12 protein-coding genes are annotated in these 14,364 nt (G+C 61.9%); 7 read left to right on the top strand and 5 right to left on the bottom strand.

Annotation, left to right across the window (positions count from 1 at the left end; genetic code table 11):
• Positions 1–128: 128 nt before the first annotated feature.
• From argC to BSZ35_RS05330, 6 genes are all read left to right on the top strand, one after another.
• The gene (gene argC / locus BSZ35_RS05355) at positions 129–1,205 is read left to right on the top strand and encodes an N-acetyl-gamma-glutamyl-phosphate reductase (protein WP_105011477.1); all 1,077 of its coding nucleotides are present in this window, start codon (positions 129–131) and stop codon (positions 1,203–1,205) included.
• A 67-nt stretch (positions 1,206–1,272) separates the two neighbouring features.
• Positions 1,273–2,463, top strand: coding sequence for an aspartate aminotransferase family protein (locus BSZ35_RS05350; protein ID WP_105011476.1), 1,191 nt, complete (start codon positions 1,273–1,275; stop codon positions 2,461–2,463).
• Positions 2,464–2,623: 160 nt separating this feature from the next.
• Positions 2,624–3,646, top strand: coding sequence for an N-acetylornithine carbamoyltransferase (locus BSZ35_RS05345; RefSeq protein ID WP_105011475.1), 1,023 nt, complete (start codon positions 2,624–2,626; stop codon positions 3,644–3,646).
• A 154-nt stretch (positions 3,647–3,800) separates the two neighbouring features.
• Positions 3,801–4,598 carry an acetylglutamate kinase gene (gene argB, locus BSZ35_RS05340; RefSeq protein ID WP_105011474.1) on the top strand — a complete coding sequence of 266 codons (798 nt, stop codon included), beginning with the start codon at positions 3,801–3,803 and terminating at the stop codon, positions 4,596–4,598.
• Between the two features lie 79 nt (positions 4,599–4,677).
• Positions 4,678–5,766 (top strand): M20/M25/M40 family metallo-hydrolase, encoded by a 1,089-nt coding sequence (locus tag BSZ35_RS05335; RefSeq protein ID WP_105011473.1) that lies wholly within the window; start codon positions 4,678–4,680, stop codon positions 5,764–5,766.
• A gap of 174 nt (positions 5,767–5,940) precedes the next feature.
• The gene (locus BSZ35_RS05330; RefSeq protein ID WP_105011472.1) at positions 5,941–6,435 is read left to right on the top strand and encodes a nuclear transport factor 2 family protein; all 495 of its coding nucleotides are present in this window, start codon (positions 5,941–5,943) and stop codon (positions 6,433–6,435) included.
• A 150-nt stretch (positions 6,436–6,585) separates the two neighbouring features.
• Here the strand turns inward: BSZ35_RS05330 and BSZ35_RS05325 are convergent, their stop codons facing one another.
• The 4 genes from BSZ35_RS05325 to BSZ35_RS05310 form a co-directional block, all read right to left on the bottom strand.
• Entirely contained in the window at positions 6,586–6,942 is a 357-nt protein-coding gene (locus BSZ35_RS05325) for a P-II family nitrogen regulator (protein WP_105011471.1), read from the bottom strand.
• Between the two features lie 166 nt (positions 6,943–7,108).
• Positions 7,109–9,565, bottom strand: a complete 2,457-nt coding sequence (locus tag BSZ35_RS05320; protein ID WP_105011470.1) for a DUF2309 domain-containing protein — start codon at positions 9,563–9,565, stop codon at positions 7,109–7,111.
• A complete protein-coding gene (locus BSZ35_RS05315) occupies positions 9,555–10,970 on the bottom strand; it encodes a proton-conducting transporter membrane subunit (protein ID WP_105013736.1) in 1,416 nt (471 codons plus the stop codon). The genes BSZ35_RS05320 and BSZ35_RS05315 overlap by 11 nt, the downstream gene beginning before the upstream one ends.
• Before the next feature lie 369 nt (positions 10,971–11,339).
• A complete protein-coding gene (locus tag BSZ35_RS05310) occupies positions 11,340–11,732 on the bottom strand; it encodes a DUF2294 domain-containing protein (protein WP_105011469.1) in 393 nt (130 codons plus the stop codon).
• A gap of 440 nt (positions 11,733–12,172) precedes the next feature.
• Between BSZ35_RS05310 and BSZ35_RS05305 the strand changes: the two genes are divergently transcribed.
• Positions 12,173–12,769 carry an EF-hand domain-containing protein gene (locus BSZ35_RS05305; RefSeq protein ID WP_105011468.1) on the top strand — a complete coding sequence of 199 codons (597 nt, stop codon included), beginning with the start codon at positions 12,173–12,175 and terminating at the stop codon, positions 12,767–12,769.
• 341 nt (positions 12,770–13,110) lie between these two features.
• Here the strand turns inward: BSZ35_RS05305 and BSZ35_RS05300 are convergent, their stop codons facing one another.
• Positions 13,111–14,193 carry an LptF/LptG family permease gene (locus BSZ35_RS05300; protein WP_105011467.1) on the bottom strand — a complete coding sequence of 361 codons (1,083 nt, stop codon included), beginning with the start codon at positions 14,191–14,193 and terminating at the stop codon, positions 13,111–13,113.
• Positions 14,194–14,364 lie beyond the last annotated feature (171 nt).

Raw genomic sequence — 14,364 nt, 5'->3', positions numbered from 1 at the left:
GTGTAGCATCGTTGGAATTCAACGACGCTACGCAGGGCATTCATCACGCCCGGCGGATAATCTCACAATCCTACACTCCAATAGCGCTGCGGGAATCGCCTCAACATCCGTACAGCAGGATTTCCAATATGACACTGTCCACCACGACCTCTCCGTCCGCTCCTCCCGAATCTACGACCGGCTCGGCACGTGTTGGCGTATTGCACGGCGCCAGTTACGTGGGCGGTGAGCTGATTCGAATTCTGGCCAACCATCCGAGTGCCACGCTGGCCGCCGTCACCAGTCGTACGTTTGCAGGGCAGTCGCTCGCCGAGCCGCACGCCTCGCTCCGCGGACAGGTGAAGCAATCGTTTGTTGCGCCGGATAAGGTAGATCTTGATGGTCTCGACGCCGTCCTGGTGGCGGGGGAGCACGGGCAGAGCATGCACCTCGTGCCGGAGCTTCTAGAGGCAGGCTTTGAGGGGCCGATCGTGGACCTGAGTGCAGACTTCCGCTTCCGAGACGCTGACATTTATCCGGAGTGGTTCGACGTGGAGCACCCGGCGCCTGACCTTCTCGACACAGCGACCTACGGTCTGCCGGAATGGCGCGACGGCGCACCGTCCGGCCAAATTACTGCCAATCCGGGCTGTTTTGCCACCGGCATCACACTGGCGCTTGCCCCGCTGGCCGTGCAAGAGACGCCCTTCTCGGTCCACGTGACAGCCCTCACCGGCGCGTCTGGCTCGGGCGCGAAGCCCTCCTCCGCCACCCACTTTCCCACCCGTGACGGCAACGTACGGCCCTACAAGGTGCTGGCCCACCAACACGGGCCCGAAATTCTGCAAACCGTAGGCCCGCACGTTAATCTCAACTTCGTGCCCGCCTCCGGTCCCTGGACGCGTGGCATCTGGGGCACCGCCCAGGTCGACTGGCCGTCCCCGCTTTCTCCCGATGCGGTGAATGACTGGTTTGACGACGCCTACGCGGACGCCCCGTTCGTCCGATATTCGCCGGGCGAGCTTCCGTCGCTCCAGCCCGCCGTGGGCACACCGTTTTGCGACGTGGGCTGGCAGCGAGACGAGGACACGCTCGTCGTCGGCTTTGCCCTCGACAATCTTCTGAAGGGCGCCGCCAGCCAGGCCGTCCAGAATCTGAACCGGGCGCTCGGATTTTCGGAAACCGCTGGGCTTTTGCCCGAACGGACAGTTGCTACGACTGAGTGAGAATACCGGCCGTCGGCCGACCGGCGTCTGTGTTTCTGCTTTCTATCGATCGAATTGAGCTGACTCTATGACTACCGACGAGATCGTTAATCTCGAAAACAAGCTCGAAATCCCTACTTACAGCAAGATGCCGATGGCGCTCGTGGAGGGGGACGGCGCCTACGTGTGGGACGCCGAGGGGAATCGATACCTCGACTTTTATGGCGGGCACTGCGTGTCGTTGCTTGGACACAGCCCGGCGCCGGTCGTGGAGGCGATTAAGGAGCAGGCCGAAAAGCTACTCTTCTACTCGAACGTGGCCCACAGCCCGGTTCGGGCACAGGCCGCCGAGCGGCTCACGTCGCTCGCGCCCGAGGAGCGAGACTGGCAGGTCTTCTTCGCGAACTCGGGCTCGGAAGCAAACGAAACGTCGCTCAAGCTGGCGCGGAAGTACACCGGGCGTTCCGGCGTTGTGGCGCTGGAAGATGGGTGGCACGGACGTACGCTCGGCAGCCTCGCCACCACGCACGACGAGAAGTATCGCACGCCCTACCTCGACGTGTTGCCGGAGACGACCTGGATTCCGGTGGGCGACCTCGACGCGGCGGAAGAGGCGCTGGCGGGAGAGGACGTGGCGGCGGTGCTTCTGGAGCCGATCCAGAGCATTGCGGGAATGAAGGAGATTCCCGCCGACTTCGTGCAGGGGCTTCGCGACCTCTGTGACACGTACGGGACGCTCCTTGCGTTCGATGAGGTGCAGACGGGCGTCGGGCGCACGGGGGCTTTTTCGATGGCCGACCATCTTGGGACCACGCCAGACCTCATCTCGCTGGCGAAGAGCCTCGGGGCCGGCGTGCCGGTCAGCTCTGTGCTCGTGACCGACAAGGTGGCTATGACCGTAGAGTCTGGCGATCAGGGATCCACTTACGGCGGCGGCATGCTGGCGATGGCGGCGGTGAAGGCCACACTGGAGACGCTGGTGGAGAAGAACCTGATGGCACGGGCGACGGCCATTCACGAGCAGGTGCGCAAGCATGTGGGACCGGTCGTGGAGGAGGTGCGGGGACGTGGTTGTCTCATGGGCCTCAAGCTCGATCGTCCAGTGGGGCCGGTCAAAGATGCGCTGCGCGAGCAGGGCGTGCTGGTCGGCGGCTCGTCGGACCCGCACGTGATGCGGCTGATGCCCCCGCTCGTGGTGAGCGATGAGGACGTGAAAACGTTCGCTGATGCATTGCACACGGCTCTGGACGAAACCCCCGCGCCGGCGGAGGCAGCTTAACCCTCCACGATTGGGGTTGGTAAAATTGGCCACCTCGGTCTGAGAGCAGCTGCCGTCAGGCCGCGGTCGGCCGTCTGCCGTCGATCGTTTCCATCAAGGCAGACAGGGGCGAACCTCGAAACACAGGTTTTTTCAGATCGACACAACTGCAACGACGCTTATGTCCTCTTCCGACCTTCGGCACGTTCTCCACGCTTCCGAACTGGACGATTCCGTCTGGCGCTCGGTGCTTGATTCGGCCGTCAGTTATAAGGAGAACGATACCCGCACCAATTCGGCGGATGGCAAGACGATCGGGCTTCTCTTCTTCAATCCGTCGCTCCGCACCCGAACGTCCATGGAGGTGGCTGCCGCCCACCTTGGCGCCGACAGCACGACGCTCACGCCGGGGGAGGGCACCTGGAATCTGGCCTGGGAGGACGGGGCTGTGATGGATGGGGACGCCGCCGAGCACGTGCGGGAGGCGATCGGCGTCCTCTCGCGCTACCACGATGCCCTGGGCGTCCGCGTCTTTGCTTCTGGCACCGACTACGAAGCGGACAAGAGCGACGAGCTCATCCGTCGCGTGGCCGAGGTCGCGACCGTACCGGTCATCAATCTGGAATCCGCCTGGGCCCATCCGTGTCAGGCGGTGTCTGACGCCTCGTTGCTCACCGACCGGTTTGACGGCGATCCCAGCGGCAAGGACTTCGTGCTGACGTGGACCTACCACCCGAAGGCGCTCCCGATGGCCGTGCCAAACTCGACGGTCAAGATGGCCGCGCGCTGTGGCATGAACGTGACGGTGGCCCGGCCCGAGTCGCATGCATTGGACGACGGTGTGATGGAGGCCGCGCAGTCCCTTGCCGATCCGCACGGCGCTACGGTATCAGCAACAGACGATCTGGACGCGGCGGTGAAGGACGCCGACGTGGTCTACGCCAAGTCCTGGGGCGGGCCGCTCGTGTACACCGATCCGGAAAAAGAAGCAGAGATTCGGACGAGCAGTCGAGACTGGCGGGTCACCGCCGACCGAATGGCCCGGACGACCGACGGTGCATTCATGCACTGTCTGCCCGTCCGCCGCAACGTGGTGGTGGACGATGCAGTGATGGACGGATCGCACGCCGTCCACCTCGACCAGGCCGAGTACCGCCTCCACGCGCAGAAGGCGTTGCTTGACTACGTCTGGGACCTCGGCTGACGGCATTTCGGTTTTCAGTCGCTACAAGTTGCTGTATGACACTGGGGGAGTTTGGGGGTTTGTATGTGTGTAGGTTCATCTCGCAACGTACATGCGTACACACATCCAAACTTACACACCGTTTGAATTGAGCACTCAGCTACGAATGCCGGCAATGAGCAACGAGAACAGCAGCCCCATCGTCGTAAAGATCGGCGGGTCCTTGATGGAAACGGCAGACGGAATGGATGCGCTCTGGTCCGCCCTCCAGTCGCTCCGCGCGCAGGCGCCGGTCACAATTGTGCACGGCGGCGGCACACAGATGAGCGACATGGCCGACCGTCTCGACCACACGCCGCGCCGCGTACAGGGCCGTCGCGTGACGACCGACCTCGATTTGGAGATCGCAAAGTGGACCATGAGCGGAGCGCTCAACACGCAGCTCGTGGCCCAGGCCGCCGCGCACGACCTCACCGCCGTCGGGCTTTCTGGGGCCGATTCCTGTCAAGTACAGGTTTCGAAGCGACCGCCCTGGGACATCAACGGCGAACGCGTGGACTTCGGCTGGGTCGGCGACATCGAGGCGATCGATTCGTCGCTCTTGGAAAGCCTGCTGGCGCAGGGCATCATGCCCATCGTTGCGCCGCTCGGCATCGACGAGGAGGGACAGCTTTACAATGTGAATGCCGACACGGTGGCCAGTGCCCTTGCAGGGGCACTTCAGGCGAGAGAATTGCTGTTTGTGACCGGGACCGGCGGGGTGCGCCGCAACGCCGACGATCCGGAGTCGCACCTTTCCACCTGCGATGCCGAGACGTTCGACGTAGGGGTGGCGGAGGGCTGGATTGAGGGGGGCATGCGGGTCAAAATGAAAACAGCCTTGGATGCGCTCCGAAATGGCGTCAGCCAGGCCTTTGTCTGTGCCCCCGATGATCTGGTCGCGCGGTCCCAGGCCACCGAGGTTATTGCGTAATGTGTATTTCGGCATGCGTGAATTGTAGAGCGCAGCAGTGCCGCTGAATCCGAGTTTCTCACATCGTTCTCCCGTTCCCATGTCCACGTCCCAGATTGAAACCACCGACGCCGTTGCACTGCTGAAAGAGATGGTTCGATTTCCCTCCCTCAGCGGAGAGGAGTCTGACATTGCTAGTTTCGTAGCAGAGTATGTTCAGCGCGACGGGGTGACTGTGGAGCGACTGGACGACAACGTCGTCTTCTCGATCGGCGGCGGCGACGACACACTTCTCCTCAACACCCACCTCGACGTGGTGCCGCCCTCCAGCGACCACCCATACGATCCCTTCGATCCGGTGCAGGTGGAAGGGCAGCTGTATGGGCGAGGCAGCGTGGACGCCAAGGCGAGTGGGGCGGCGATGACGACGGCCCTGCTATCGCTGGCCGAGGAGGACTGGACCCCGGACGACGGTCGGGTCATGGTGGCGCTCACGACGAACGAGGAATCGGGCGGGAAGGAGAACGGCCTCCAGGACGTGCGGCCGCACCTGCCGGATCTCAATGCGGCGGTCATTGGCGAGCCCACGTCGCTTCAGCCCTGCGTCGCGCAGAAGGGGCTCCTCATCTTGAAGGTTCACACCCATGGCAAATCCGCCCACGCGGGCCGCTCGCATCTGGGCGAAAATGCCATCTCGAAGGCTGCGGAGGCCATTCGGCAGGTCGAGGGACTGTCGTTGGATCGCGAGGACCCCTACCTCGGATCACCGAACGTGACCGTGACGATGATTGAGGGGGGGGCTGCCAACAATGTCGTTCCCGAACATAGCGTCTTTACGGTAGATGTGCGCACGACGCCGGCCTACACGCACGACGAGTTGATTCAGGTCTTCCGGGAGCACGTGGACGCGGAGGTAGAGGTGTATAGCAAGCGCTTGGTTCCGTGTGCTACTCCGGACGACACTCGCATCGCGACGGCCGCCCAGACGGCCCTTCCCGACACCGAGCCCTTTGGCTCGCCTACCTGCTCCGATTGGGTATTCCTCCACGATGTCCCGGCGGTGAAATTGGGACCGGGACTGAGCGAGCGGTCCCATACGGCCGAGGAGCACATCGAGACGGCGGAGGTTCATCGGGCCGTAGACGTGTATCGCGACCTCATCAGGGCCTATTTTGCCCCCCGTGCGTGAGGCACAGTCGCTGGTCGAGGCGGGACGACTGCTGAGGGGGGAATGAGGGGGAGCGAAACACGAGAAGACGGCAGGCTTTCTTTCGGGCGTTCCTGCTGTCCTCAGTACAGGCGTTCGACAAGTGATCGTCGTGGAGGATGCGTTTTGACCGTTCCGTAAACTCTTTCCGTGATAATGGCTCGGCTTCTGCTTCTCTTTACGATACTTCTGTCGTTGGTACCAGCTTCGCGTGCCCAGTCCGGCGCGTCTCCGTCGACCGCCCGGTCCTCTGCACAAGAGGTTCGAGCGACCATTGATGCGCTCTTCGACGCCATGCGGGCGGGCGACAGTGCGGCGGTGCGTGGTGTTTTTCATCCGAACGCCCGGTTGCATACCGCGCTAGGAGCTGATACGAGCAGCGTACAGGCGACGCAGGTCGAGGCGTTTGCCTCTGCTGTCGGTCGGCCACACGAGGAGGTGTGGGATGAGCGGGTCTGGGACGTGGAAATTCGGATCGATGGTCCGCTCGCCAGTGCCTGGGTGCCCTACGTGTTTTATCTTGGTGAGGAGCGCTCGCATTGTGGCGTGAACGCCCTCCAGCTGGTGCGGCATCGAGGGGGCTGGAGAATTCTCCAACTCACCGATACGCGACGGCAGAAGTGTGCAGTGCCGGCAGAGGTTCAGAAATAGAATGGTCGTCGTAGGGGGGGCACGGGGAATTACCCCAGACGCTCAGCCGGTTCTTCCCAATCGGGCAGTCGGATGCGGAGATGAGCGTACATGGGGGAGGACGAGGGACGCTTCCATGCACCCAAACTTGCAAACGTGCTCACCCCACGGTTAGTCCTCCTTCAGGAATTTATCGAGCCGCACCACGCTTGTATCGGAGACGAACATCACGCCGGAGCTTTGTTCGAAGAGGGGCGTGAGGCCGTCCACGATGGTTTGGATCGATTCTTCCTGGCCCACTGCAAAGAACATCACGAGACTGTCGCGGTCGTTGAAGAGCAGGCGTCCTTCGTGGAAGCCGTGCTCCCCACGCCCCGTCACGTTGTGATGAATCGTGTAGCCGCTGATATTCGACTCATCGAGCAGGTCGCGGACGAACGGCTCTTTTTCCCCGCGCACGATAATTTCGATTTTCTTGAGTGGGTGGAGGGTATGCTCAGTTTGTTCACTGGTAGACGGATCACTCATGGGAATCGGGTTGGGCTCGGTGTGCGTTTGGGATGAGAGGGCATTCCCCTAACGTCATAACATTCAACGTTTTCACGTCAGAACGTTTAGTGGACGAATAGAAGAGGGCAGTCGTTCGTCGATCCTCCGACCCTTTCGAAAGGGGGAAGCATTACGGCGCGCGGCATCATGATGTCCGGGCTGCGAGCGCTGGCTCGGCGGAGGCATGACTGGCATCCGTATGGGCGGTCCATTTCCCAGCCTCATAGTGGAAGAAGCGGTTGTTCTGGGTCGGATCCATGATCGTGAGATGGATCCACTCGTGGTCGAGGAGTTGGACGAGAGAGGCATGCCGATCAAGAACAGCGTCGACCCGTTCGGTCGGGGCGTGAATGATGGTGAGGAGTCGCAGCGGGCGGTGGAAGGGGTGCTCGTCATCGATCTGTAGCGACTGCAGGGGCAGCCCCGTCATGAGATCTCCCCCATTTCCTTGAACAATACCGACCTTACCGACGACGTTCTGCGTCACTTTTGAGCCGCTCCCGTACGCGGCGTTATCGACCGTTGAAAAGTAGTACTGGGTGTTAATCCACTCCCCGACGACCAGCGGGCCGGTCATGATGTTTTCTAAGGCCGTGCCGTCCTCGTCCGTCGCCCAGTCGTAGGAGTGCAGGAACGCCCGCCCGTCCAGGTCCACGGTTTCGGTGAGGCGACGCGGGCCGATAATGAAAGAGGCGTTGCCGGCCAGTCCCCACTCCGGACGCGTTTCAGCCCAGTCGGCCGCCCGCCGTTCCGTCTCGCGTACGGCCGCCCGCGGCTGCCCCGAGTCGACCGTTGCATTCATGGTTCGAACCCGCTCGGTTGTGGCCTGAGCCTGAGCGGCCTTCAGGTCGTCCTTTACTTGGGCGAGAGCGTCGGACGGGACCGTGGGGGTGCGGTCGTCGACGAAGAGGGTGATCTCGTCCGTCGTGGTGTTGTGCTGGCCAGCGAGGAAGACCGTGTCGTCGGGGATGTCGATCTCCCGCTCGCGCAATTCGTTCTGTACTGCGTCCTCATTGCAAATTGCGGCCAGGACCCGTGCGTTCGGCCCGCCCGGATTGCCGGAGCATGCCCCGCAGTCGAGACTCGACTTGTAGGGATTGTTCGGCGTCTGGGTGCCGTGGCCGGTGAAGATCACAAGTGGGGCAAAGCGATCAGTCCAGCCCATGAGCCGGAACGCGGCTTCGGCGTACAAGACCTTTGCCTCGTGAGAGAGTCCCACCGGCAGGCCGTTCTCCCAGTCCGCATCGTCGGCCGAGGGACGATCCACCGTGGGTTCGGTAAAGGCAGTGGGCTGAGGAATCCAGTCGGTCAGGCGCGTACCCAGCCGGAAGAGGGCCGATGGGAGAAGCGTTCGGGCGGCCATGGCGCCGCCAAAGAAGCCGCCGCTTCCCTCCACGAAACCGAATGCCGCAGCGACGTTGCTCTTTAAGGTTTTGACGAGATGCCGGCGCCCCGTTTCCAGGGCGGTCCACCAGCCGTAGGTATCGACTGCCTCCGCTGTATTGTCTGCCGGGCGATCGATAATGCGGTGTTTGGGGTCTACAATCGGCGGACAGGACTTGACCGTTGTTTCGGCTCCGTACGGCTGGTGCTGCATCGGGACGCCGAAGAAGCCGGCGTATCCGTGCGTCTCGTAGGCCCCCTGGTCCTCAATGTGACGTCGGATGATCTCCGACCGTACGTCAATACAAAAGGCGAACTGCGCATCGGGACGGGCACTGTTGGGGCTTCGGTCCCTGCTGGCCTGTGGGTCCTTGTTGGCCTGTGCTAAGGTGTCGAGCAGCCGGTCCCGGTAGCTTTTTTCCCATGCCCGGAGCCAGATCTGGGGAAGGAAGGGACGATCGGTGCCGTTGGCGGGAAGATCTTGGGCCCGGTCCGGCGTCACCGCGGCGTCCAAGTGCGTGGCCAAGATCAGGCGCACGGCAAGGTAGTCGGCTAGAGTAATGGGATAGGCCTCTTGCCATTCTGTATTCCCGCGCCGGGCCCGCCACTTGATGAAGCCGGTCCAGCCCGGCAGGGCCGCGAGGTGGTGGACGAAGATGCTTTCCCAGCGCTTCTCGGGATAGCTGGCCAATACCTCCTCGAAGGCTTCCAGCAGCGTATCGGGGAGGTCCGCCGTCCGTGTGATGGAGGGGACGGCGTTGTCGTACGGAGCCACGGCGCGCCAGGCGGCGTAAAATCCGTCCGATCGCTTCGGCATCGGCCAGGCGGCCTGTCCCTGGTCGAGGAATGCCGACAGCCACTTTACGGTGACCCGGTCGAGGGGCTCGTCTGACGGAGGGGCAGGCTCACTGCGGTCATCGGATTCCATTCGGTCGAGGAGCACCTCCGGCCGCTGTGTGATGCCGTGATCTGCGAGGTGCCGCGTCAGAATCTCGGGGTCGATCTCATCATTTTCCCAGGCCTGGCGAAACACCGAAGGGTGGGGGTATCCGCGTCCCCCGAGCAGTTGGCGGGCCTGCTGGACCGCCTGATCGAAGGACTGGTCCTCAAACCCCACCAGGGGATTGGCAGCGTTAAAGGTTTGCAACGGCCAAAGAGGACCGATGTACTCGGCCGCATTCTCGATCCGAGCACGCAGAACGGAACGTTCAATAGGCATTGTACTGATCGCGATTGTGCAGCAGGGTGGTCGAAGCCGGCTGGGAGGTGTTCAAGAGGGCCACGTAGAGCCGCGTGCTGGTGCGGTGCCAGCCGCGGTCCGTGGCCACGTAGGCCGCAATGAAGAGGACGGCGAGCGTCCAATGCACAGGAGTAAGGGGAGCATGGAACGTTGCCATCGGGAGCGGGGCCAGAAGGGCCGACACGCCGTTGTAGACGAGCGCATACAGGCCGATCGACGACAGCAGAACCGTGGGGACCGCCCAGAGGCGGGCAGTGCCGGGAAGGGCGGAGCGGCGCACCATCGTCCGCGTGGCATGTAGCACGGCCAAGACCACAAACAGGGTCAGTAGGGTTCCGCTCCCGAGGGCCGTGAGCGACTTCCCTGTGAGGAACGCAAACAGGAATCCACCCAGGAGGGCGGAGGCGAGCGCCACGAGGCTACCGGCGATGGAGGAGGGAGCAGGGGACGTTCCGGACGGAGTGGTGTGCTGTACGGCGGAGCCGGTGGCAAGGAACAGGTAGGCCTTGTAGAAGCCGTGCAACAGGAGGTGAGTGATCGCAGCCGGAATGAGCCCCAAGCCGCACTGCAGCACCATAAATCCCATTTGAGCTACCGTCGAGGCCCCGAGCTGTCGCTTCACGTCGGTCTGGACCAGGATCCAGGCCTGCCCGAGCAGGGCACTGACGCCGCCCGCAATCACAATTCCCAGCATGACCCAAGAGAGCTCGAAGGCGACAGGGGCGAACCGGGCCAGAAGAATGCCGCCCGCATTCACGAGTCCAGCATGCATGAAGCCCGACACCGGTGTCGGGGCCGTCATCGACGACAGTAGCCATCGGTGAAACGGTACGAGGGCAGATTGAATCATGGCGCCTCCCAAGAGGAGGAGGGCAGAAAGCGCAACCGTGGACGTCGGGAGGGACGGCACGGCCGCCAGCACACCGTTGATCGTGACGGTGTGGGCCTGTACGCCCAAGAGGCCAAGGGCCCCGGCCACGAGTGCGCTGCTCGCCAAAAAATGGCCACGGGCAAATCGGGACGCCGCTTGTGCTTGGGGCCAGCCCCGCACGTGTCCGATCAGGTCCGCGAGCAACCAGCCCATTGCCGTCCAGGCACCGACGAACAGAACGAGATGGTTGGCCGCCGTAAGCACCACCACGATGAGCGTGAGGGAGAAGAGGCGCCCATAGAAGGAGGACAGGCGCTTGGCGCCTGCCATGTACCGACGCGAGAAGCTTTGAATGATGCCGCTGAAGAAGGTGGTCACGACGGCCATGAGACGGGTGAGCCCGTCCACGTGGAGAAGGGTCCCGTGTGCCCACTCTGGATCGGGGGACCACACAAGAGCACCGAGACTCAGAATGAAGAGCAACCACGTCAGGCGGGTAAGCAGGAGCGGCATGCGGGGAGAGAGTCGGTCGGCAAGTAAGATGAGAGAACAAAACGTCGTTTCCGAAAGCGCCGCAGCAAAAGCGCTGTTCACGAAAAAAGGCCGACACGCAGCGCCGAGGTGACGCTGAATGTCGGCCTCAATCGTTGTACCCGCTCGTACCGAGCAGTGCTCGGTTTTCCCCCTGCGCACCGCGTGCAGTGGTGCGGGGTACGGGGGAAAGAGCGTGTACGCAGCTTGCGTGCCGGAGCTGTATGTAGACAGTTGAAGAACCGGCTCGCCAGGGGCGCTCCGTTTCCTCAACCGCAGACGAACATAGAAATGGGCGGAGGGGGTCGCAAGTCCCGAAGCGCTTCTCTTACCGAAAGTTCACGCCCCATTCTATTGCTCTTCCAATATTGTCTCAAGGTCGTCTTCGAGGCTGAAGACGAACACGCGCTCCCCGGTCCGAGCGCTAATGTCCGTATGCATACTTACGACCTGAACGCCGGTTTCTTCGGCCACGAGTCCACAGAGATCCGTGCTAGAGCTTTCAATCAAACGGGTCCGCATCTTTTTGATCAGCTCGACGCCCCCGTTCTCGTGGCTCAGCTGTTGTTCGGCGGGGCTCAAAATGCCCTGGAGCTTTACGACGACCAGATTTTCGACGATGAAGGATTTGGCTTCCTTGGGGCCTCGTCCGAGATAGTCGCGCTCAAGTTGCGTGATGGCCTTGGTGACCGCAGCCTCAATTTGGCCTTTCGTTTTGTTGGACGGAACGGAAGACGTGGGCATGTTGGCAGTGTTCGATGCGAAACAAGTCGACGATTCCCCAGAGTCGGTCGGTCCGTGGGCAGTAATTCGATGACCGTATTTCTGTCCTGTATTTTGGGGGGCTTCTGTAAAAAAAGATACTACAGGAGTTGCTCCTCTCCAAATGACATTGAGGCCTTTCCCGTGTATTGAATAGGAGGGTTGTTGCAGAGGGGACGAGTAAGAGCACCGCCGGGTTGAGGCGGAACAGTCCTGACGGCCTGAATCCTTCGGGGGCCGAGTCGGTGTAGAGAAACCAGAGACCCCCGTCAGATTTTTCCGTCCAGTTGCGTAGGGATGTCAATTTGGGGGGCGTATACATTGCGTCGGCACGACCGGGATGGGGACAGCTGTGGAAAGCGGCAGACGGGCCCATCCCACCCGAACACTCAAACGGTTCTCCTCACCATTCTGCGTCCGTCATGCTGAGCGATCTTCACGAGCGGAAGGCTACCTACTACTTTGACCTTATTGATGAGGACGGCAACGGGATCGTCGAGGCAAGTGACTTTGCACTCCGAGCACAGCGGCTGGCCACCGTTCAGAACGTCACCGACGACGGCGTGCGAGAGACCCTTCGCCATCAGGTTGTCGCGTGGTGGGAGCACATCTGCACGATTGCCGACTTCGACGGGGATGCGCGCGTGACGCTGCCGGAATGGAAGGCGTACTGGCGGTCGATCCAGCGCGGAGTGACGCAGGGGGAAACGCGGACGCTGCGTACACTGCAGCGGGCGGCTCGGGGCACGCTCGATGCCATTGACTGCACCGGGTCGGGGAGGGTCACGGAAGACGAGTACGCCGACTGGCTTGAGGCGTGGGGGGCCGAGGGAAGTGCACAAGCCTTTCGGAGCCTCGATCGGGGCGGAAAAGGATTTCTGACCGAGGAGGATCTGGTTGTGGCCGTGCAGGAATTTTATCTGTCCGATGATCCGGCGGCGCCGGGGAATGCGTTGTATGGACCGTTGCCGGATGAGTCTCCCGATGGGGAGGCCGAGGGCCCAGGGAGAGAGCACTAGCGGGCCGTCGGGGGGAGCGCGTTCCCAGCGGTGGAGACGACGGCCTTAGAAGCTGTTTTAATTTCACACGCTGTGAGTTCCGCAGGACGCTACGACTGCGGACCCGTTCCTCCCCGCCGGGGATGCAGGCGTATACGCTCCGATGTGCTTTTGGTCTACGAAAATATCGGCATTGGATGTGGAGACGGGCGTAAATTAAAACAGGTTCTTATACCAGATGCCGAGGATCGTTATGCATGTTGCTGGACGCGTTTCGGAATGAAAGAGGCGCGAGGCCCGCCTCAGGATGGACATCCGTTTCGACTGGGGGGCAGATGCTCATCGATCCTTCGGAGATGGTATTACTTCCGCGTTCGCCAAAGAATGATGATGGCCACTACGGCAAAGGCAACGTGGGGGAGCCAAGCGGTAAGGGAGGGGGGAAGGGCTCCGGCGTATCCAAACGGCTCAGTGAGCTTCTGCACGGCGAGATAGACGAACGCCGTGAGGAGGCCAATAGCAAATCGGATGGCTTGTCCTCCCCGACGCCGAACGGCGGCAAGCGGCACGCCGATGAGAATGAGGATGAGATTGGCAAACGGATAGGCAAATTTGTTGTAGTACGCCACGAGGGGACGTTCGAGGTTGCCCACTCCGGCTCGGCGAAGGGCGGCCAGGTAGTTGCGGGCCACCGGGATCGTCATGGCCGCCACGTCGTTCTGAGAGCGAGCCAGGTCGCGCGGATAGATTTGCAGCGTCGTGTCGACGGAGGAGATTGGCTCTTCCGTCATCCTAGAATCGTGAAATGAGCGGCGCACCACGGTTTCCATGCGCCACGTCTTCAGGGAATCGATCCATTCCATGCGTTCGGCGTCGAGGCGAGACACGAGGTGGGAGTGTTCATTGAAGCGCTGAAGGGATACATCGTGTGCGCGCTTCCGGTCCCGGTCGTAGTACCCAACGGAAAGAATGGTGCGCGGATCGTTTTGCCGATGCATCTCGCTCACGTCTGTTGATTCATTCCCGTGGGGCAGATACTCGTTTTCGTATCGCACCACCACCTCGTTGGTCCGAGGAACCACCCATCCGTTGAAGCCGAACATGAAGATTGTAACGGCAGTGCCGACAAGGACATAGGGACGCATGAGGCGATACAACGACACCCCGGAGGTCTGCAGGGCGATGAGCTGCAGCTCTTGGGCGAGCGTCCCCGTAACGTAGATGCACGAAAGAAAGAGGGCGAGCGGCGAGGTGAGCCGGATAATTTCCGGGATGTAGCTGGGGTAGAAGACCGTGAAGACTTCCGCGACCGTCGCGCCCCCATCCAGAAAGTCGTCGCTGTACTCGACCCAGTGCAGTACAATGAAGAAAATGATCAGGGACCCGATGAAGAGGACGAATCCCTTGAGGAGGCGCTTCGCAACGTGTCGTTCAAAGAGCGTCATGGACGAGGCGTCGGACGAGCTGCGGCGTTGACGAGAGACCCGATGCGGGCACCCGGGGCTACGGAGGGGTGCGGAGCGAGAGAGGGCGACCTGCCGTTCCGGGGAAGGGTCCTCATCCGCCCAAACAGGCAAAAATGGTCGTCTCCGATTGTGCTACGGCTCGGCACGGTT

It is taken from the genome of Salinibacter sp. 10B, from assembly GCF_002954405.1.
Lineage (GTDB): Bacteria > Bacteroidota > Rhodothermia > Rhodothermales > Salinibacteraceae > Salinibacter.
This window is presented reverse-complemented; position numbering and strand designations above follow the sequence as displayed.